Source organism: Pseudomonas sp. MTM4, assembly GCF_019355055.1.
Classification (GTDB): Bacteria; Pseudomonadota; Gammaproteobacteria; order Pseudomonadales; family Pseudomonadaceae; genus Stutzerimonas.
The window spans coordinates 1,445,108-1,465,502 of sequence record NZ_CP048411.1 but is presented as its reverse complement, the minus strand read 5'-3'; the positions used below and the strand labels follow the sequence as shown (position 1 = coordinate 1,465,502).

Sequence of the window (20,395 nt, the reverse complement as noted above, 5' to 3'; positions counted from 1 at the left end):
ATCTGCCATGTCCATGCTTCGCGTTGCCGTCCTGGCGTTCGATGGCGTGAGCCTGTTTCATCTCTCCGTGCCCGGAATGGTCTTTGGCGCAGCCAAAGACGCACCGGATCTGCCGCATTACGAAGTTCGATATTACGCTGTAAAGCCGGGCCAGGTCCGTAGCGATCAAGGCGTGATGATCGATGTCCCCGATGGGCTGGAGGCGATGGAGCGTGCCGATATCGTCATCGTGCCGGCTTGGAGCGATCCCAACCAGCAAGCACCTACCGAACTGACCGATGCCCTGCGTCAGCGCCATGCACAAGGCGCACTGATCGTTGGCCTGTGCTTGGGTGCCTTCGTGTTAGGCGATGCAGGTCTGCTGGATGGCCGCGAAGCCACCACGCATTGGGTGGCTCGCGATCTCTTCGCTCGGCGTTTCCCCAGCAGCCACTTCCGCCCGGATGTGCTCTACGTTTCTGACGACAACATCATTACCTCGGCCGGTACGGTCGCCGCCATCGACTGTTGCCTGCATCTGCTGCGTCAGCGACACGGTGCCGATGTAGCGAATCGAATGGCCCGGCTGCTGGTTACACCACCGCATCGGCAAGGTGGGCAGGCGCAATACATCGAACAACCTGTTCCGCAGCTGCCGAGCGAGAGCCGGCTGCCCGGTGTCCTAGAGTGGGCGCGGGAACATCTGGCTGAACCCTTGTCGCTCGATACGCTGGCTGATGTGGCCGCCATGAGTCGCCGTACCTTCACCCGCCGTTTTCGCGAAACCACAGGCACGACCTTCATCAAATGGCTCAACGCCGAACGTGTCGCGCGGGCACAACAGCTCCTGGAGACCACCGAGATGCCGATTGACTGCATCGCATCGGAGGTAGGCTTCGGCACGTCGCTTTCACTGCGTCAGCAGTTCGCTGCGCAATTGGGTACGACCCCCTCGGATTACCGTCGGACCTTCTGTAAGGAGCTGCGCTCGAAGGCGCTCAGCTAATCGGTCGCGTGTAACAAGCGATCAGGCGCATGTCAGACTCGTGGTTTCCTGCTGGTCTTTGGCCTGGGCCGCCAACTGGTCGCGGGCGAGCAGCACAGCGTTCTTCACCGCCAAACATCGGCCATGACGCCGCTGGAAGCCGGCGGGATGCCGCGCCGCGAGCGCCAGTTCGGCACGACGATGGCCTAACGCAGCTATGAGCCATATCGATCGATGCCGCTTTGATGCAGCGCAACGAGCCAGGTGTTGCCTTGGTCCAGAGCGGTCCTTTCCATGCAGGCGGTTTGCTGGCATCTCCAATTGGCTTGAAGCTTCGTCCTGTTGCTTGCGTGTTCCACTAACGAGCGCGGCGGGTGGTCAGGGCGATGCCGGCCGATGCCGCGCCGAGCAGCGCGACGACCATGATCATTACCGTCACGAAAGCACTGTCGAAAGCGCTTTGCGCCAGGCTGACGAGCGGGGCGGCAACGGTTTCAGGCAGGGCTTCGGCGGCGATCAACGCGCCGTCTAGGCTGTCTCGGGCCAGCGCTGGCGCCGCGCTGCCTGCCGGTGTGGTGAAGGCTGCGGAATACACCCCGGACATCAAACTACCCAGTATGGCGATGCCCAGTGCACCGCCCAGCTCGTACGAGACCTCTTCGATCGACGCCGCCATGCCGGCGCGGTCTGGCGGCGCATGCAACAGCATGGCGCTGGAGGCGGCAGTCATTGCCGCGCCGATGCCGAAGCCGAGCAGGCTGAACGATAGAATCTGAACCCATAGCGCGGCGCCATAACCCAGCAGGTACAGCAGCGCCCCGGCTGCCGACAGGGCGAGGGAGGTGCTCAGGATGCGTTCCGCCCCCAGGCGCGGCAACGCCAATCCGGCAAGCGGACCGGCGACGAAGGCACCCAGCGGGATTGGCAGAATGGCCAGACCGGCCTGCAATGGTGATAAGCCGACCACCAGCTGCAGCCGCTGGCTGACCACTAACTCCATGCCCATCAATGCTGCCGAGGCGATCAATGCCGTGGCTACGCCAGCCGAGAAACTGCGGTCGCGAAACAGAGCGAATTCGATCATCGGTACTGTCGTCTGGCGCTGGCGCCGCAGGAAAGCCAGGCCGCACACGAACGCCGTAATTGCCGCCGCGCTGGCTTGCAGCACGGACGGGTCTGGCTTGCCGGCTTCCTTGATGGCCAGCGTCAGGCCGACCAGCGCACCCATGATCCACAGTGAGGCGAGCAGGTCGAACGGTCGATCGGGGTTGCCGGGCCGGGCGGGCACCCAGATCACGGCGAGCACCAACGCCACGATTACGATCGGCACGTTGATGATGAACACCGAGCCCCACCAGAAATGTTCCAGCAGCACACCGCCGACGACCGGGCCGAAGGCGGCACCGCCCGAAGCGATCGCGGCCCATATGCCGAACGCCAGGGCGCGCTCGCGGACGTCGTCGAAGACGTGGCGGATGATCGCCAGTGTGGCCGGCATCATCATCGCCGCACCTACCGCCAAGGCCACCCTGGCGGCGATCAGCGCCTCGGCACTGGGCGAAAAGGCAGCGCCCAGGGAGGCTCCACCGAACACCACCAGCCCGGCGATGAACATCCGCTTGTGGCCGAAGCGGTCTCCCAGCGCGCCCATCCCGGGCAGTAGGCCCGCGACTGTGAGGGCATAAGCGTTCACGATCCATAGCTTCTCGGTGGCCGAGGCGCGCAGTTCGTAGGTCAGGCTTGGCAACGCCAGGTAGATTACCGTCATGTCGATGACGATCAGCAAAAGCGCGCTGGATAATATGCCCAGCACCAGCCAGCGAAGAGGTGATTTCAACGGGTCATCCTCGGGTCCGGTATCCCAGCAATTGGCGGGGGGAAAACGTTGCGGCAGAATATAAATACATACGTATTTAATTTAAAGGGATGAATGTGGGCAGAAAGAGAACTATCGATCGCGAGGTACTGCTGGATGTGGCCGAAGGAATCGTCAATCGACAAGGCGCTGCAGCACTGACGATAGACGCCGTCGCCAAAGCTGCGGGCATTACCAAAGGTGGCGTGCAGTACAGCTTCGGCACCAAGGATGAGCTGATCAACGCGATGTTCGAGCGTTGGGGCAAGGGTTATACCGAGCAGTTCCAGCGCATCGCCGGGGACGACCCCGATCCGCTGACGGCGGTGCGCGCGCATATCGAGGCCACTCGCGGCTCGGACTTCGGTTCTCACGCCAAGGCGGCGAGTCTGTTGGCGGCGCTGCTACAAACTCCCGAGCACCTGCAGTCGACCCAGGCGTGGTACCGGGAGCGCCTTGCCGGACTCGACACCTCGACCGAAGAAGGGCGCCGCGCCCGTGTTGCCTTTTTCGCTGCCGAAGGCATTTTCGCGCTGCGCTTCTTTCGCCTGATGGAAATAGGCGAGGAGGAGTGGACGGACGTCATGAGCGATATCGCTGCAGTGGTCCGTCCGGATAGCTGACGGGGCCTCGACATCGACCCGTTGCCTGCTAGACCGACTAGCGCCGAAGACCGGTCTATCAGCCAAGCAGACTCTCGAGCTCCGGCACGATCTCGAACAAGTCACCCACCAGGCCGTAATCGGCGACCTGGAAGATTGGCGCTTCTTCATCCTTGTTGATCGCGACGATCACCTTGGAGTCTTTCATACCGGCCAGGTGCTGAATGGCCCCCGAGATACCCACGGCGATGTACAGCTGCGGCGCAACGATCTTGCCGGTCTGACCGACCTGCATGTCGTTCGGTACGAAGCCGGCGTCGACCGCCGCGCGCGAGGCGCCAACGGCAGCGCCGAGCTTGTCGGCCAGCGAGTACAGGTGCTTGAAGTTCTCACCGTTCTGCATGCCGCGACCGCCAGAGACAACGATCTTGGCAGCGGTCAGCTCGGGACGGTCGGACTTGGCCAGTTCTTCACCCACGAACGAAGAAATGCCCTTGTCGCCAGTGCCCGAAACCTGCTCGACGGCAGCCGAACCACCTTCTGCCTTGACCGGATCGAAACCGGTGGCACGCACGGTGATCACCTTGATCGGCGCGCTGGATTGCACTGTGGCAATGGCGTTACCGGCATAGATCGGGCGCTTGAAGGTATCAGCGCTCTCGACGGCGATGATCTCGGAGATCTGGTCGACGTCCAGCTGCGCTGCAACCCGCGGCAGGGAGTTCTTGCCGTTAGTGGTCGCGGCAGCCAGTACGTGGCTGTAGGCGGCCGGCGAGGCTCCTTGCGCCAGGCCGGCAATCAGCGGCGCGACGTTTTCCGGCAGCTGGTGGGCGTAGGCTGCATCGTCGGCGACCAGTACCTTGGTCACACCTTCGATCTTGGCAGCTGCTTCGCCGATGGCACCGCAGCCGCTACCAGCGACCAGTACATGAATGTCGCCGCCAATGGTTTGGGCGGCAATCCGCTTTGCGGCAGCCACAGTGTTGAGGGTCGCAGCAGCCAGAACGGCGTTGTTGTGTTCAGCGATAACCAGGATAGTCATTTAGATTACCTTCGCCTCGTTCTTCAGTTTCTCGACCAGTTCAGCCACGGACTTGACCTTGATGCCCGCGCTGCGAGCAGCCGGCGCTTCGACTTTCAGGGTCTTCACGGTGGAGGCGGTGGTGACACCCAGCGCGTCCGGAGTCAGCACTTCCAGCGGCTTCTTCTTGGCCTTCATGATGTTCGGCAGCGACGCGTAGCGCGGCTCGTTCAGGCGCAGGTCGGTGGTCACGATTGCCGGCAGGTTCAGCGCAACGGTCTGCGCACCGCCGTCGATTTCACGCTCGACTTTGACCTTGTCGCCTTCCACTTCGACTTTCGAAGCGAAGGTGCCCTGGGCGTAGCCCGTCAAAGCACCGAGCATCTGGCCGGTTTGGTTGTTGTCACTGTCGATGGCCTGCTTACCGAGAATGACCAGCTGTGGCTGCTCCTTGTCGACTACAGCCTTTAGCAGCTTGGCCACGGCCAGGGAGTTGAGCTCTTCGGTCGACTCGACCAGTACGGCGCGATCGGCACCCAGTGCCAGCGCGGTGCGCAGCTGCTCTTGAGCTGCGGTCGGGCCAATGGAAACCACGACGATTTCGCTTGCCACGCCCTTTTCTTTCAGGCGCACGGCTTCTTCCACGGCGATTTCGCAGAAGGGGTTCATCGACATCTTGACGTTGGCGAGGTCGACGCCGGAGTTGTCCGCCTTGACGCGAACCTTGACGTTGTAATCGACCACTCGTTTGACGGGTACCAAAACTCTCATAAGTCGGCTCTTGTTCCGTGATTGATCATGTCGGCTCATTGGGCGAGCAGGGTCGAGTCGACTCAACACGCCTGCTGATTGGCTGTCGCTAAGATAGGCAGCGTTCCTGAAACAGGGATGACCTAAACGGACGATGCTGGGGCCGATTCACAGACTGCTAGCCGTTAATGGCCGGATACCTTTCCAGGTACGCGTGGGCCGCGCGCTGGCATTCGTCGCTCTCCAGGCAATCGGATAACGCGCGTTTTTCCGCTTCGAGCTGCTGCGGCAGATCGCGCTGGTAGGCATCACGCATCAAACGCTTGAGCTGGCCTTGAGCGGGTACTGCCGCCTCGCTCAAGCGCTTGGCCAGGCACGAGGTCTCGCTGGCCAGCGTTTCGAGCGGCACGATGCGATTGACCAGCCCAATGGCTGCCGCCTGGGAAGCCTTCAAGGGCTCATTGAGCAGCGCGATTTCCATGGCCGCGCGCAGCCCCACGAGACGAGGCAGGTGCCAGGAAGCACCGAGCTGGCAGCTGATGCCCGCCTGCAAACAGGCGAAATTGAAACGGCAATTGGTGGCGGCGATGGCCAGATCGCAAGCCAGGGCGATGCTCATGCCGGCGCCTGCAATCGGTCCCTGCAGGCTGCCGAGAACCGGGATGTCGAGCTCGGTCAGGATCTGTATGGCCTGATTCATCGGCTCGATCAGGTCTTCGATGATCAAGTCTGGCGCCGCGAGTACCTGCGGCAGATCGACCCCAGCCATGAACGTGCGGCCTGCGCCGCTGAGCACGAGCACTCTGCTGGCTGGACGCGCCGCCACCTCACGGCATGCCGCCAGAAAGGCCCAGGCCATGTCCCGGTCGATGGTATTGAGCGCCTCTGGCCGGTTGAATCGGATCTGGCTGATGGCGCCGTTATGTTCAAGCGACACGGGCGAGGAGGCTCGATTGTTCATATAGGACTCCGAAACAGGGGCGGCGGGTAGCTGGAGCCGAGGTTTGGCCCAAAGGGCGCACCTTCATTTGTGATCAGCGTGTGGGCAGAAATCCGGCGGCTCGGCATGCGGTGCCCACGATTGCGATCAGTGTTGGCAAGAGCCCGTGGTCGGCGCATCGTTCATACGGAGTACATCTCAGACAACCTCGGAGGCTTTAGTCTTTCCGGACGATGTGAGGCGCTGTGAACGCATGGGCAAATGAGCCAACCGCTGATGCCTGAAGTCAGGGCGCCACCCATATCGTTTTGGAAGGAGAAGCACATGCCTGTCACAGCAATTACCGGATCCGCCTCTGGCATCGGCGCGGCGCTGAGCGAGGTGCTGATGAGCGCCGGCCACACCGTAATCGGAATCGACCGAGCCAACGCCGAGATCAATGCCGACTTATCCACTCCCAGTGGTCGCCAGGCGGCAGTCGCCTCGGTGCTCGAGCGTTGTGGCGGCGTGCTTGACGGGTTGGTCTGCTGCGCGGGCGTTGGCGTCACCGCGCCAAGCTGCGGGCTGATCGTGGCGGTCAATCATTTTGGTGTGAACGATCTGCTGGACGGGCTATTCGAGGCGTTGCAGAAAGGACACAAGCCCGCCGCTGTGGTGGTTGGGTCCGTCGCTTCAGTGCAGCCAGGCGCGCATGAGTTGCCGATGGTCAAGGCCATGCTGAGCGGTGATGAAACCCGAGCGATCGAGCTGGCCGAGTCGCAGAACGAGCCGCACATGGCCTACGCCGGTTCCAAATATTCGGTCACTTGCATGGCGCGGCAAAAGGCGCCGGACTGGGGCAAGCTTGGGGTGCGCCTCAATGTGGTCGCGCCTGGCGCCGTGGAAACGCCTTTGTTGCAAGCGTCCAAGGCCGATCCTCGCTACGGCGAATCGACCCGTCGTTTTGTTGCGCCGTTGGGCCGGGGCAGCGAGCCAACGGAGGTGGCGTCGGTGATCGCCTTCCTGCTCTCGGAACAGGCGAGTTTCGTCCATGGCAGCGTGCTATTCGCCGATGGCGGCATGGACGCGATGGTCCGACCGAACACGTTCTGAAGTTCGTCTCGCAGATCAAAAAGCGCCTGGCTTGCCAGGCGTTTTTGCGTTTGGAGAACCGACGTTAATCCGCGCAAGCGGCGAGCGGGATGGCTGAGGGCGCGGGGGTACGAACGGGCGAAGTCTCCTGGTACGCCCGGGCACGGTACAGCGTCAGAAGCAGCGCCAGCGGTGCGAACAAACTACAGCTGACCACCAACAAGGCGTAGCGCAGCGATTCATGTCCGAACGTGGTGCTGAGCGCGTCGCTCAGAAGCCCGGCAGCGAGCGGGCCGAGGCCGATGCCGAGCAGGGTGGAGAAGATCGTCTGCAGCGCGATCGCCGTGCCGCGTTGCCAGGGGCTGACCAGTTGAGTCAGCAGATTGAAAGAAGCCGCCACCCACCAGATCGCGAAGAAGCCACTGAGCGCAGCCCAGAGCATCGCTGTCGGCACGGGCAGGCCGCCTAGCATGAACAAGGTGCCCTTGGGCGCGAGCAGGTAAAGCGCCATTCCAATCAGCCCCACGACATGTCCCAGCAGCGGAATGCGCAATAGCCAGGCGCGGTTCAAGGCGCTAAGGCGATCGGTCAGCCAGCCGCTGAACAATCCGCCAACGGCCATGCTGGCCCCGCTGACCACGCCGGCGAGGATGCCGGCATGCTGCAGCGAGAGGTCGTGGCTGCGCATCAGAAAGGTCGTGTTCCACATGCCGAAGGCGTAGGCGCCAAAGGTCGTCAGCGAGCTGGCGCTCATCAATAGCAGGTAGGGTCGGTTGCGTAGCAGTTCCAGCGCCGATTGCGTCAGCGTCTCGCCCGGGACCGGGTGCGTGCTCACCGCATCCCAGCGGCCGCGAGACGGTTCGCGAACCACAAAACCGAACACCAGCGATAGCAGCAACAAAGGCGCGGCGATCAGCATAAAGCCGGTGCGCCAGCCATAAACGTCGACCAGCCAGGCGCCGACGCTCAGGCCGAGGATGGCCGACAGGGTCGGCGCGCCGGTGAAGCAGCTGATTGCCAGCGAGCGGTTGTGCGCCGGGTAGAGATCCGCGATCAGCGACAGCGAGGCCGGCATTACCGGCGCTTCGGTGGCCGCAACCAGCATCCGCGCCAACGCCAGCATGAAAAAGCTCATGGCCAGGCCGCAGAGCAGGGTCGCCAATGCCCACAGCACGGCGGCGATAGCCAGCACCCGCATGCGCGAATGGCGGTCGGCAAGGCGTCCGGCGGGCAGGCCGAGCAGTGCGTAAAAGGCGGCAAAGACCAGACCGGAGAGCAGCCCCATCGCGGTATCGCTGACGCCGAATTCCAGTTTGATCGGTTCGATCATCACCGACATGATCTGCCGGCCAATGAAGCTGCCGGCATAGGCCGTCACCAGCAGCGCCAGCACGCCATGGGTACGCCAGCCAAGGCCAGTCTCGGAAGTAGTCGCGGTCGTCATGCGTGGCTCCGGTGGCCGGCCTGGGCGGGCCGACCGAGAGGGGCGGCTCAGGCGCTGGCCTGGCGCTGCTTGAGAAGAGTCAGGGCGGTGTCCTCGATCATGTCTTCCTGGCCACCGACCATGCCACGGCGGCCCATTTCGACCAGGATTTCACGCGCCGAGACGCCGTACTTCTTCTCGGCGCGCTTGGCGAACAACAAGAAGGACCCGTAAACCCCGGCGTAGCCCATGGTCAGTGCATCGCGGTCGCTGCGGATGGGGAAATCCATGATTGGCACCACGAGATCCTCGGCCACATCCTGGATGCCGAACACGCTGACGCCGGTCTCGATGCCCATGCGGTCGCAGACCGCCACCAGCACTTCCATCGGCGTATTGCCGGCACCGGCACCAAGGCCTGCACAGGCTGCGTCGATGCGTGTCGCGCCGGCGCTGATGGCGGCGATGGAGTTGGCCACGCCCATCGACAGGTTGTGGTGGCCGTGAAAGCCGATCTCGGTTTCCGGCGCGAGGGCATCTCGCAGGGCGGCGACCCGCGCGTGGACATCCTCCGGCAACAGGTAACCGGCCGAGTCGGTGATGTACACGCAGTTGGCGCCATAGCTTTCCATCAGCCGGCCCTGAGTCGCCAGTCCTTGCGGACTGTTCATATGCGCCATCATCAGAAAGCCCACGGTGTCCATGCCCAGCGTGCGGGCGTGGCTGATATGTTGCTCGGAGACGTCCGCCTCGGTGCAATGGGTCGCCACGCGAATGGTGGCAACGCCCAGCTCGTGGGCCATCTTCAGGTGATCGACGGTGCCGATGCCCGGAAGCAGCAGGGTGGATACCTTGGCGTTTTTCATCAGTGGAATCACCGCCGACAGGTATTCCTCATCGCTGTGGGCCGGAAAGCCGTAGTTGACCGAGGTACCGCCCAGGCCGTCGCCGTGGGTGACCTCGATCAGCGGCACGCCGGCCGCATCCAGGCCCTGGGCGATGCTTTTCATCTGCTCCAGGCTGATCTGGTGGCGCTTGGGGTGCATGCCGTCGCGCAGGCACATGTCGTGAACGGTAATTTTCTTGCCGCGAAGGTCCATGGCGCGCTCCTTAAAGCTCGGTCTGCTTGAGCAGTTCTTCGGCGAACATCTCGGCAGTACGCGCCGAGGCTGCGGTCATGATGTCCAGGTTGCCGGCGTACTTGGGCAGGTAGTCGCCCAGGCCTTCCACTTCCATGAAGATGGAGACCCGGTTGCCCTCGAACACCGGCCCGTTGACCAGTTGGTAGCCGGGCACGTACCGCTGCACCTCGGCGATCATGGCCATGATCGAGGTGGTGATCGCCGCCTCGTCCGGGGTGCCTTCCGTTAGGCAGTGCACGGTGTCGCGCATGATCAACGGCGGCTCGGCCGGGTTGATGACGATGATCGCCTTGCCCTTCTTCGCGCCGCCCACCTGTTCCACCGCGCTGGCGGTGGTGCGGGTGAACTCGTCGATATTCTTGCGAGTACCAGGCCCGACCGACTTCGAAGCCGCCGTTGCGATGATCTCGGCATACGCCACCGGCTGCACCCGAGACACCGCCGCCACCAGCGGAATGGTGGCCTGGCCGCCGCAGGTGACCATGTTGACGTTCAGCGCGCCGGCCTTGAGGTTGTCTTTCAGGTTCACCGGAGGCACACAATAGGGGCCGATGGCCGCTGGCGTCAGGTCGATCATCAGCACGCCCAGTTCGTTGAGCTTGCGGCTGTTCTCGGCATGCACGTAGGCAGAAGTGGCATCGAAGGCGATGCGAATGTCATCCGCCTTCACGTGAGGCAGCAGGCCGTCCACGCCCTCGGCCGTGACTTTCAGGCCCATCTCCTCGGCGCGCTTCAAGCCTTCGGAAGTGGGGTCGATGCCCACCATCCATACAGGCTCCAGCACCTCGCTACGCTTTAGCTTGTACAGAAGGTCGGTGCCGATGTTGCCGGGCCCGATCAGGGCGCAGCGGATTTTCTTGCTCATCAATCGTCTCCTTGCCAGCTCGGGGTCACTCGATGAACTGCAGGCTGGCCGAGCCAAGGCCGCCGATAGTCATGTGGATGCGGTCGCCGGCGCCCACTGGCACCAGCGGGGCGAGGGCGCCGGAAAGGATCACCTCGCCCTTGCGAAACGGAATGCCGAGCCGGCCCAGCGTATTGGCCAGCCACGCGACGGCCTCGCAGGGGTGGCCCTGCACGGCGGAGCCCAGCCCCTGGCCAGCGGGTTGATCGTTCTTGAACATCCGTAGCTCGCAGGCGGCCAGATCCAGCTGGCGCGGGTCGATGCGGGTATCGCCCAGGGCAAACACGCCGCAGGAGGCGTTATCGGCGACGGTGTCCTGGATGCGGATTTTCCAGTCGTCGATCCGCGAATCGACAATCTCGAAGCAGCAGGCTACCGAGGCGGTCGCCGCCAGCACGTCGGATGCGGTAACGCCCGGGCCGTTGAGATCCTCGGCCAGAATGAAGGCGATCTCGCCTTCGGCGCGCGGCTGGATCAATCGGTGTTCGGCCATGCTCACGTCGCTGCCGCGGGCAACCTGCATGCGATTGGTGAGAAAGCCGAAATCGGGCTGGTGGACGTTCAGCATGTCCTGTACGGCCTTGCTGGTGACGCCGATTTTTTTACCGATCACCTGTTCACCGAAGGCCTCGCGCCGTGCGAGAAAACGCAGCGAGATGCGATAGGCGTCATCGATGTCGATGGCCGGGTAGCGCTGGGTCAGCGGCGCCAGGGTGCGGCGCTCGCGCAGGGCGGCGAACAGCTCGTCGCCGAGGGTTTCAATCAGTTGGGGGTCAAGCATGGTTTCTCCTCAGCCCGGCCAGACGCTGGATTCGGCACCGCCGTCGACTTCGATGATCTTGCCGGTTACCCACCTGGAGGCCGGGGTCGCTAGGTACAGTGCGGCAGCGGCGATGTCTTCCACCTCGCCCAGGCATTTCATCGGCGTGTTCGCTTCCATGGCCGCGCGCATCTCGGTCGGCATCACTCGATTCAACGCATCGGTGAGGATCGGGCCGGGTGCGATGGCGTTGACCCGGATCCGTGGCGCGAAATCGTGCGCCAGCAGGCGAGTCAATTGCGTCAACGCCGCCTTGGCTGCACCGTAAGCGCTGAACTGCGGCTGCGCGTAGCGGGCGGCGCCAGAGGTGATATTGAGAATGTTGCCGCTACCGGCTTCGTGCATGTGCGGCACGCAGAGCTGGGCAAGCGCATAGGCCGAGCTCACGTTAAAACGCAGAACCTGCTCGAATTCCTCGACGCTCATCTTCAGCGGATCGTTCGGTCCGGCACCGCCAGCATTGTTGACCAGATGAGTGATGCGCCCGAAGGTCTCCAGCGCGGTCTGCACCATCGCTTGGCGTTGGGCCGGCTCGTTGACGTCGCAGCTGACCGCGACGGCCTGGCCACCGGCGGCGCGAATGTCGGCCACCACGGCCTCGACGTCCGTCAGTGTGCGCGCGGCGCAGACCACCCGCGCACCGGCTTCGGCATAGGCGAGCGCGATGGCGCGGCCAATTCCGCGTCCAGCACCGGTGACGATGGCGACGTCATCGCGCAGGGTGAAGCGATCGAGCAAGCTCATGATGTCTTCCTTTTTTCGAGAGTCTTCAAGCGCGGGCGCCGAATTCCTGTGACGCTGGCGCCCACAGGTCCGGCAGGCCGGGATCGGTCGCCTGAATGAGGCGCTTGAGCAGCATCTTCAGAACCTGCGCGTCTGCTTGGCCAAGCTTTTCTATCAGCTGCTGTTCGACCGCCTTGGCCAACGCGATCTGTTCGAGCGACAGCTCCCGCCCGGCCGCAGTGAGCAAAAAGCGAAGCACCCCAAACTGCTTGTCGGGCGCCACATAGCCCTGCTTCTCCAGGAACAGCATCAGCGATTGCGTGACTTCCCGGCCGGTATAGCTGACGTAGTCATTGATTTCTTCCAGGGTCAGGTTGTCCTGGATGCACAGCACCGAGAGTACGAAGAAGGCATGCTCATCGATCTTCTGGCTATGCAGCAGCCGCCGCAGTGCGTCCAGCAGCTGGTAGTGCGCACGACCGGCCAGATAGCCCAGCAGGTCTTCGGTATAGCTGCACTCGGGTGGCGGCTCCGCACCCAGGCGCAGGAGTTCGCGAGGCTTGCACGTCGCCAGCGCGTACTGGCCGCTTTGGTAGGCCAGCGGCGGTAGTTCGGTCTTGTCGAAGGCCAGCACCTCGCCCACGAAGATCAGGTGATCGCCGCCTTCGTAGGTGAAGGCCGTACGGCATTGAAAGCGGGCGGTGCAATCCTTGAACAGCGGCGTGTCGTTGATGCCCTGGTCGAGATTGACGCCGGCGAACTTGTTCTCACCGCGGGAGGCGAAACGGCCCGACAGCACGTCCTGCTCTGCCGACAGGACGTGCACGTTCCAGTGCCTGTTTTCGGTGAACGCCGGCAAGCTCAGCGCCGATTTGGCCAGGCTCCACAGTACGAGGGGCGGATTCAGCGAAACCGAATTGAAGCTGTTTGCGGTGACGCCTACCGGCTCGCCCTCTGCGTTGCGGGTGGTGATGATTGTCACGCCGGTGGTGAAGGTGCTCAGCGCGGCGCGAAACGCCTGAGGGTTGAAGCTGGCTACAGCCGTCATGGTCTGCCTCGTGAATCCGGTCAGTCGTGGACGCAGTATTGGCAGTCGGGCAAGTGGGAACATCGTCTTTACGGACTAAAAACGCGGTCCGCCGCGTGTCGTCCGGATGGACGAGGCAGGGGCCGGATGGCGCGGGCTAACGTGTCCGTCGACCAGGAACGACACGGCCGCCCGGGAGGCCCTATGAGTGCATATCTGCGATCCATCGATGAAGTGCGCGCGCTGCTTGGCGCACAGCGTCAGGCTTACGACCGAGAGGGCCCGGTCGACGCCGCGACCCGCCGACGCCGGCTGCAAGCGGTGATCGAACTGCTGGTGGCCGAGCAGAACAGGCTGCTGGAGGCGATGGATGCCGACTTTGGTGGGCGCCATCCGGGCTATTCACTGATGACAGATGTGCTCGGTGCGCTGAGTTCACTCAAGCACGCTCGCAGCCATTTCGAGCAGTGGATGCAGGATTCGCCCCGGCCGCCGTTTGCGCCCTATGACCAGCTCGGTGCCGAGGCATGGGTGCAGTATCGGCCCAAGGGCAGCGTGGGCATCATCGGCACCTGGAACGCGCCGGTGTTTACCTTGCTGAGCCCGCTTGCAGGTGTGCTCGCCGCCGGCAACCGGGCAATTCTCAAGCCGTCCGAGATCGTGCCCAACACTGCGCAGGTGCTGGCGGAGGCCATCGCTGATCGTTTCGATCCCTTAGAGCTGGCCATTGTCACGGGCGGCGTCGAGGTCGGACAGGGCTTCGCCAGCCAGCCGTTCGATCATCTGGTATTTACCGGCGGTACCTCAATTGGCCGGGACGTTATGCGCCGCGCCGCGGAGAACCTCGTACCGGTGACGCTGGAGCTCGGCGGCAAGTCGCCGGCCATTGTCGGCCGCAGTGCGGACATCGCCGATGCGGCCCGGCGCCTGGCCATCGCCAAGTTCACCAACGGCGGGCAGATTTGCGTCTCGCCGGATCTGGTCTACGTGCCGGTGGAACAGAAACAGGCCTTCATCGGCGCGCTCCGCGATGCGGTTGGCGTGCTGTACCCACGAGCCGCCGGCAACCCGGACCTGGTTGCGGTGGTCAACGAGCGCCACCTCCAGCGCATCGACCGTTACCTGGCCGATGCCGAGGCGCAAGGCGCCGAGATCATCCGTTGCCCCGACGAGGCGCCCGTACCTGGCTGCTGCAAGCGGCCGCTGAGTGTGGTGGTCAACCCGCCGTTGCACAGCCTGGTCATGCAAGAAGAGATCTTCGGCCCGGCAATGGTGCTGCTGACCTACAGCGACCTTCCCGCCGTGGTGGAAGAAATCAACAGCAGGCCCCGGCCATTGGCACTGTATTACTTCGGCCATGACCAGGCCGAGCAGGATTACGTGCTCGGCCACACCTTGTCGGGCGGCGTGACGATCAACGACGCGATGATGCATCCGGCCATGCATGACGCCCCGTTCGGTGGCGTTGGCGCTTCGGGCATGGGGCACTACCACGGCTGGGAGGGCTTCTGTCAGTTCAGTCATGCACGCACCATATTCAAGGCGCCGGCCTATGACCCGCGCGGCGAGTGGGGCCTTTTGCCGCCCTACGGCGAAAACCTTCTCGCCACCTTGCAGGCGCAGGTCACCGCTGACTGAGCAGACATGGCCCGGTCGTGGCTGCCAGGTCGCGCCGGCCCTGCGTAAAAACCGTCATTCATGATCGGAGCATTCCCATGAGCAAAACCGACCCCGCTGGCGAGCCCGTTCTCGCCGAGCTAGAAATCCAGCCAGCCTGGCCGCGCCGTGGGGTACTCAAAGCCGGCGCGCTGGTTTTGGGCGCCACGATGCTCGGTCGCTTCGCCCTGGCAGGCGAGCGAACCACCGGCCTAACGTCAGAGCAATACGCGGGGCTCGACGCCTGGGCCATGGCCGAGGCGGTGCGTAGCGGTGAGCTGACAGGCGCGGAGCTGTTGGCCGCGGCGCTTGCTCGCTGCGAGGCGGTCAATCCGCAAGTCAACGCCGTGAACATGCTGCATGAGGATTACGCTCGGGCGCTGCTGAACGAACGTCGCGCGGCCCGCGAGACGGGTGCGCTGGCCGGCGTGCCACTGCTGGTGAAAGATCTCAGCACGTATCTGGCTGGCACCGTGACCAGCCATGGCAGTCGACTGTTTCGGGATGGCCCGCCGTCGCAATTCACCAGCACCTTGATCGCGCGTTACCAGGCCGCCGGTGCGGTGCCCTTTGGCAAGACTGCCACCCCTGAGTTCGGGCTGACCACCACCACCGAGTCGGCGCTGTGGGGCCAGACTCGCAACCCTTGGGATCTCGAGCGCAGCGCCGGAGGCTCCTCCGGCGGCGCGGCGGCGGCAGTGGCGGCGGGCATCGTACCGGCGGCCCATGCCACCGACGGCGGCGGCTCGATTCGCATCCCGGCGTCTTATTGCGGCCTGGTCGGCCTGAAGCCCAGCCGTTACCGCACGCCCAGCGGTCCGGGCCGCTTCGAGGGCTGGTTCGGCGCGAGCGTGGCGCACGTGGTTTCGCGCACGGTGCGCGACACGGCGCTGTTTCTCGATGCGGGGCAGGGCCATGAGGCCGGCAGCCCATACTGGACCCAGCCACTGGAGCGCCCCTTCGTCGAGGCGGTGGAGCGCGATCCCGGGCGCCTGAAAATTGCGCTGGTCAGCCGTTCGCTGACCGGTGCGACGCTGGACCCGGCAGTGGCGCAGGTGCTCGACGACACCGTGAAACTCTTGCTCGGCCAGGGTCATGAGATCGAGGAACTGACCCTGCCGGTCGACCCGCGCGAGCTGTTCTCGGCCCATGGCAAGGTGAGCGCCACCGCGCTGCTGGCCAGCATCCGTGACCGCGAAGATATGCTCGGGCGCAAGCTGAACACAGACGAGCTGGAGCAGATCACACATGTCGTGCTGGGCAATGGCGAGCGGGTCAGTGGGCTCGAGCTGTACCGCGCCCGGCACGCGTTCGAGACCATCAGCGAGCAAATGGAGCGCCCGTTCGAACGCTTCGACCTGATTCTTTCGCCAGTCACCGCCAACCTGCCGCCCAAGCTCGGCGAGCTGCGCCTCTCGCAACCCTGGGAAAGCTACATGCAGAAGGCCATGGGCAGCGCCTCCTTCACGGTGCTGGCCAACGTCAGCGGGCAGCCGGCGATCTCGTTGCCGCTCGGCTGGAGCGAGGAGGGGTTGCCGGTGGGGATGATGTTCACCGCGCGCCTGGGTGGCGAGGACCTGCTGCTGCGCCTGGCCGGGCAGCTGGAACAGGTCCGTCCCTGGTCGTCGCGCCGCCCTGGCCTGCCGGTGTGATTGGCCGTGTTTTTTGACCCTCTGCTAGTCCGCTTTGACGATGAGTCTGCCAGCTCCGGCTTCCGATAATCAGAACAGCCGCGCCTTCCTCGCAGCGGCGCTATAGAGGAATCAGAGATGGCAGCCACTCGCCAGAAAACACAACAAGAAGTCGACCTGATCGAGCGCGCGCGGCAAATGATCCCCGTGCTTAAAGCGCGCGCCGCACAAGCGGAAAGCCAGCAGAAGGTGCCGGACGAAACCATCGCCGATCTGCAGGAAGCCGGCCTGTTCAAGGTCCTGCAACCCAAGCGTTTCGGTGGCTACGAGGCCGACCTGCGTACATTTGCGGAAATCCAGATCGCGCTGGCCGAGGGCTGCATGTCGACCGCTTGGATCTACGGCGTCATCGGCGTGCATCCCTGGCAGCTGGCCCGCTATCCGCTCCAGGCGCAGGAAGACGTCTGGGGTTCGGATCAATCCACGCTCATGTCTTCAACTTATATGCCGGTAGCCAAGGTGACGCCTGTGGAGGGCGGCTTTCGCATCAGCGGTCGCTGGGGCTTTTCCAGCGGCAGCGAACACTGCCATTGGTGTCTTTTGGGCGGAATTATCCCGGCCGACGAGAACGGCGAGGGCTCCGAGCACGGCACCTTCCTAGTGCCACGCAGCGACTATCGCATCGAGCACAACTGGGACGTCCTGGGGCTGCGCGGTACCGGTAGTCACGACATCGTCGTGGAGGATGCATTCGTGCCGGCGCACCGCGTTCAGCGCACCAACAATTCAAGCCTCGAAGCGACCCCGGGCCGCGAAGCCAACCCCAACCCGCTGTACGGCATTCCTTTCGCCCAGGTGTTCACCCGCGCTGTTTCCACCTCTTGCTTGGGCGCGCTGCAGGGTGCGATCAACGAGTTCCGTGAAAACGCCGCGCGGCATATCGGCAAGCACGGTGCGAAAACCGCAGAGGACCCGCTCGCCCAGGAAACCGTGGCCGATGCCTCGCTGACCCTGGACATGCTGCGTCTGGTGCTCGATCGCAACTACGAGCAGTTGCAGGAAATCTCCGCCGGTAACGCCTTCCCGGATGTGGAAACCCGCCTGCTGTATCGCTACCAGTCGGCCTACGTGACCAATACCTGCGCCGAGAAGGTCAGCGGCATCCTGCGCTGCATGGCCGCGTCCGGGCTCTATGAGAGCAATCCGGTGGCGCGGATTTTCCGCGACCTGCACCAGGCCCGCGGGCACATCTCCAACAACGTGGCCGCGTTTGCCCGTACCTATGGCGCCGTCCAGCTCGGCCTGCCCAATCCCGACCCCTACGTGTGACAGCCATGCCGCTGTCTGTGCGACGGCGGTTCGATCGATCAAGCAAGTGAGTCCGGAACATGCATAACAACAAGAGTCATCCAGACACTTACGACGTCGTGGTAGTCGGCTCGGGAGCCGGTGCGATGACGGCAGCGATAACCGCTGCCGACCAGGGGCTGTCGGTGCTGGTAGTGGAAAAGGCCGCGCAGTACGGCGGCACCTCGGCGCTGTCCGGCGGCGGCATCTGGATCCCCGGCAATCACTACTTCAAGAAGATCGGCGGCAAGGACAGCTACGAGCAGGCCATGACCTACCTCAAGGCTGCGATCGGCGACCGGGTCGACGAGTCACGCCTGCATGCCTACCTGACCCACGCCCCGGTGATGATCCAGTACCTGGAGGAGCAGACCCGGGTGCATTACACGGTGGCCGACAAATACCCGGATTATTACCAGGACCTGCCCGGCGCCCTGAAGGGCGGGCGCAGCCTGGACCCGGAACTGTTCGACGTCAGCGTGTTGGGCGCGGAACTGGAAAACCTGCGCGAGGCCTCGCCGACTACGTTGCTGATGGGGCGCATCGCCTGGACCGCGCGGCACGCCCACAAGGCCATGGCCAAGACGCCGGGCTGGCGGCTGCTGGTGCTCTGGCTGATGCTGCGCTACAAGTTCGACTTCGCTTGGCGCAAGAAGACCCGCCGCGACCGCCGCACCGCGCTCGGCAACGCCCTGGTGGCGAGCCTGCGCGCCTCCATGCTCGACCGCAACATTCCCCTGTGGCTGAACACCGGCTTCCGCGAACTGATCGAGGAAGACGGCGTGGTGACGGGCGTGGTCGTCGAGCGCGACGGCCAGGCGATGGCCATCCGCGCGCGGCGCGGGGTGATTCTCGGTGCCGGCGGTTTCGAGCAGAACCAGGCTCTGCGCGACCGATATCTGCCGCAGCCGAACAATCACGAATGGAGCGCCACGCCCAAGGGCGGCAACACCGGAGCGGCATTGGAGGCGGGGCAGAAGATCGGTGCCGCCACCGACCTGCTGGACTGGGCGTGGTGGGCGCCGACGCTACAGGTGCCGGGTGAGCCGCAGTCACGCGGGGTGTTCGCCGAGCGGGCCTTTCCCGGCGCCATCGTGGTCAACGGCCAGGGTCGGCGCTTCGTCAACGAAGCCGCGCCTTATCTGGAATTCGTCGATGCGATGTACCGCGACAACGAGACCAGCGGCGGCAAAAGCGTGCCCGCCTGGGTGATCTTCGATGCCAGGTTCCGCTTCGGCTATGCGATGGGCCCACTGATGCCGGCGCAGATCATGCCGGACAGCCGCCTGCGCAAGGAATGGCTGGGCAGCGTCTACTGGAAGGCCGACAGTCTGGACGATCTGGCCCGCCAAATCGGCGTCGACGCTGACGGGTTGAAAGATACCGTGGCGCGCGTGAACCGCTTCGCCAGCAGCGGTATCGACGAGGACTTCGCTCGCGGCGGCAACGTCTTCGACCGTTACTACGGCGACTCGAACGTCAAACCCAACCCTTGCCTGGCGCCGCTGGACAAGGGGCCGTTCTATGCGATGCGGATGAATGCCGGCGACATCGGCACCAAGGGCGGGCTGCTGACCAACGCGAATGCCCAGGTGCTACGCGAGGACGGCTTGCCAATTGCCGGCCTATACGCCATCGGCAATACCTCAGCGTCGGTCATGGGCACGCGCTATCCGGGCGCCGGCGCCACGCTCGGCCCGGCCATGACCTTCGGCTACATAGCCGCGCACCACCTGTCGGCAACGGCGTGAGGGCATGCTCATGAGTGCACGTTTGCGGGACAAGGTGACGATCGTCACGGGCGGCGCCAGCGGCATGGGCGAATGCGCCGTGCGCCAGTTCGCCGCTGAAGGCGCACAGGTGCTGCTGACTGACCTGAACGTCGAGGCCGGACGTCGTCTGGCTCACGAGTTGGGCGACGCGGTGTCGTTCGTGCAGCAGGACGTCAGCGATCCCGATGGCTGGCAAGCGCTGGGCGCGCTAGTGGATGAGCGCTATGGCCGGCTCGACGTGCTGGTCAATAACGCGGGCATCCTCAAGGCCGGGACGATCGAACAGACCACTCTGGCCGACTGGCAGACGCTGATGCGAGTCAACGCCGATAGCGTATTCCTCGGTTGCCAGACGGCGGTCGCACTGATGAAGCGCGGCGGGGGCGGCTCGATCATCAACCTGTCCTCGATTGCCGCGATTGCCGGCAAGCCCGACTTTCTGGCCTACAGCGCCAGCAAGGGCGCTATCAGTGCACTCACGCGCAGTGTCGCGGCCTTTGGCCGGGCGCACCGCATCCGCTGCAATTCGCTGCATCCGGACGGCGTGCTTACGCCCATGACCCGTGCGATCTACCCACCGGGTATCGATCCGGAGCGGCTGACCATCGACACGGACCCCATGAACCGGGCCTGCCGGCCAGAAGACGTGGCCAATGCCATGGTCTTTCTCGCCTCGGACGAGTCGCGGGCGATCAATGGCATCGAACTGCGCATCGATAGTGGCCAGTTCGTCATGAGTATCTAGAC

The 20,395-nt window shown here is 64.0% G+C and carries 18 protein-coding genes; 8 read left to right on the top strand and 10 right to left on the bottom strand.

Annotated elements, in window-relative coordinates; translation table 11 throughout:
- Window positions 1–7 precede the first annotated feature (7 nt).
- Window positions 8–985: a GlxA family transcriptional regulator gene (locus tag GYM54_RS06520; RefSeq protein ID WP_181101063.1), complete on the top strand. Its 978-nt coding sequence runs from the start codon at window positions 8–10 to the stop codon at window positions 983–985.
- A gap of 337 nt (window positions 986–1,322) precedes the next feature.
- Here the strand turns inward: GYM54_RS06520 and GYM54_RS06515 are convergent, their stop codons facing one another.
- Entirely contained in the window at window positions 1,323–2,801 is a 1,479-nt protein-coding gene (locus GYM54_RS06515; protein WP_181101064.1) for an MFS transporter, read from the bottom strand.
- Window positions 2,802–2,896: 95 nt separating this feature from the next.
- Between GYM54_RS06515 and GYM54_RS06510 the strand changes: the two genes are divergently transcribed.
- Window positions 2,897–3,442 (top strand): TetR/AcrR family transcriptional regulator, encoded by a 546-nt coding sequence (locus tag GYM54_RS06510; protein ID WP_181101065.1) that lies wholly within the window; start codon window positions 2,897–2,899, stop codon window positions 3,440–3,442.
- 58 nt (window positions 3,443–3,500) lie between these two features.
- On the opposite strand, the gene GYM54_RS06505 is transcribed toward GYM54_RS06510, so the two are convergent.
- The 3 genes from GYM54_RS06505 to GYM54_RS06495 all read right to left on the bottom strand — a co-directional run bounded on the left by GYM54_RS06505 (window position 3,501) and on the right by GYM54_RS06495 (window position 6,153).
- Window positions 3,501–4,463, bottom strand: coding sequence for an electron transfer flavoprotein subunit alpha/FixB family protein (locus GYM54_RS06505; protein WP_131650237.1), 963 nt, complete (start codon window positions 4,461–4,463; stop codon window positions 3,501–3,503).
- Window positions 4,464–5,213: an electron transfer flavoprotein subunit beta/FixA family protein gene (locus GYM54_RS06500; RefSeq protein WP_131650238.1), complete on the bottom strand. Its 750-nt coding sequence runs from the start codon at window positions 5,211–5,213 to the stop codon at window positions 4,464–4,466.
- A 157-nt stretch (window positions 5,214–5,370) separates the two neighbouring features.
- Entirely contained in the window at window positions 5,371–6,153 is a 783-nt protein-coding gene (locus tag GYM54_RS06495; RefSeq protein ID WP_181101066.1) for an enoyl-CoA hydratase/isomerase family protein, read from the bottom strand.
- A gap of 303 nt (window positions 6,154–6,456) precedes the next feature.
- Between GYM54_RS06495 and GYM54_RS06490 the strand changes: the two genes are divergently transcribed.
- On the top strand, window positions 6,457–7,224 hold the full coding sequence (locus tag GYM54_RS06490) for an SDR family oxidoreductase (protein ID WP_131650240.1): 768 nt from the start codon (window positions 6,457–6,459) through the stop codon (window positions 7,222–7,224).
- A gap of 64 nt (window positions 7,225–7,288) precedes the next feature.
- Here the strand turns inward: GYM54_RS06490 and GYM54_RS06485 are convergent, their stop codons facing one another.
- The 6 genes from GYM54_RS06485 to GYM54_RS06460 are packed head-to-tail and all read right to left on the bottom strand — an operon-like array spanning window position 7,289 to window position 13,263.
- Window positions 7,289–8,647: an MFS transporter gene (locus GYM54_RS06485; RefSeq protein WP_131650241.1), complete on the bottom strand. Its 1,359-nt coding sequence runs from the start codon at window positions 8,645–8,647 to the stop codon at window positions 7,289–7,291.
- Between the two features lie 47 nt (window positions 8,648–8,694).
- Window positions 8,695–9,726, bottom strand: coding sequence for a 4-hydroxy-2-oxovalerate aldolase (gene dmpG / locus GYM54_RS06480; RefSeq protein ID WP_131650242.1), 1,032 nt, complete (start codon window positions 9,724–9,726; stop codon window positions 8,695–8,697).
- Window positions 9,727–9,736: 10 nt separating this feature from the next.
- Window positions 9,737–10,633 carry an acetaldehyde dehydrogenase (acetylating) gene (locus GYM54_RS06475; protein WP_131650243.1) on the bottom strand — a complete coding sequence of 299 codons (897 nt, stop codon included), beginning with the start codon at window positions 10,631–10,633 and terminating at the stop codon, window positions 9,737–9,739.
- Window positions 10,634–10,658: 25 nt separating this feature from the next.
- Window positions 10,659–11,453, bottom strand: coding sequence for a fumarylacetoacetate hydrolase family protein (locus GYM54_RS06470; RefSeq protein ID WP_181101068.1), 795 nt, complete (start codon window positions 11,451–11,453; stop codon window positions 10,659–10,661).
- Between the two features lie 9 nt (window positions 11,454–11,462).
- Window positions 11,463–12,236 (bottom strand): glucose 1-dehydrogenase, encoded by a 774-nt coding sequence (locus GYM54_RS06465; RefSeq protein ID WP_181101069.1) that lies wholly within the window; start codon window positions 12,234–12,236, stop codon window positions 11,463–11,465.
- Between the two features lie 25 nt (window positions 12,237–12,261).
- Window positions 12,262–13,263, bottom strand: a complete 1,002-nt coding sequence (locus GYM54_RS06460) for a flavin reductase family protein (RefSeq protein ID WP_181101070.1) — start codon at window positions 13,261–13,263, stop codon at window positions 12,262–12,264.
- Between the two features lie 183 nt (window positions 13,264–13,446).
- On the opposite strand from GYM54_RS06460, the gene GYM54_RS06455 reads away from it, so the two are divergent.
- The 5 genes from GYM54_RS06455 to GYM54_RS06435 all read left to right on the top strand — a co-directional run bounded on the left by GYM54_RS06455 (window position 13,447) and on the right by GYM54_RS06435 (window position 20,393).
- Complete coding sequence (locus tag GYM54_RS06455) at window positions 13,447–14,880, top strand: coniferyl aldehyde dehydrogenase (RefSeq protein WP_181101072.1); 1,434 nt, start codon at window positions 13,447–13,449, stop codon at window positions 14,878–14,880.
- A gap of 77 nt (window positions 14,881–14,957) precedes the next feature.
- Window positions 14,958–16,550, top strand: coding sequence for an amidase (locus GYM54_RS06450; RefSeq protein WP_197446079.1), 1,593 nt, complete (start codon window positions 14,958–14,960; stop codon window positions 16,548–16,550).
- Between the two features lie 117 nt (window positions 16,551–16,667).
- The gene (locus GYM54_RS06445; RefSeq protein WP_181101074.1) at window positions 16,668–17,858 is read left to right on the top strand and encodes an acyl-CoA dehydrogenase family protein; all 1,191 of its coding nucleotides are present in this window, start codon (window positions 16,668–16,670) and stop codon (window positions 17,856–17,858) included.
- A 59-nt stretch (window positions 17,859–17,917) separates the two neighbouring features.
- Window positions 17,918–19,627: an FAD-dependent oxidoreductase gene (locus GYM54_RS06440; RefSeq protein WP_131650250.1), complete on the top strand. Its 1,710-nt coding sequence runs from the start codon at window positions 17,918–17,920 to the stop codon at window positions 19,625–19,627.
- A gap of 10 nt (window positions 19,628–19,637) precedes the next feature.
- Window positions 19,638–20,393, top strand: a complete 756-nt coding sequence (locus GYM54_RS06435) for a glucose 1-dehydrogenase (protein ID WP_131650251.1) — start codon at window positions 19,638–19,640, stop codon at window positions 20,391–20,393.
- Window positions 20,394–20,395: the final 2 nt, after the last annotated feature.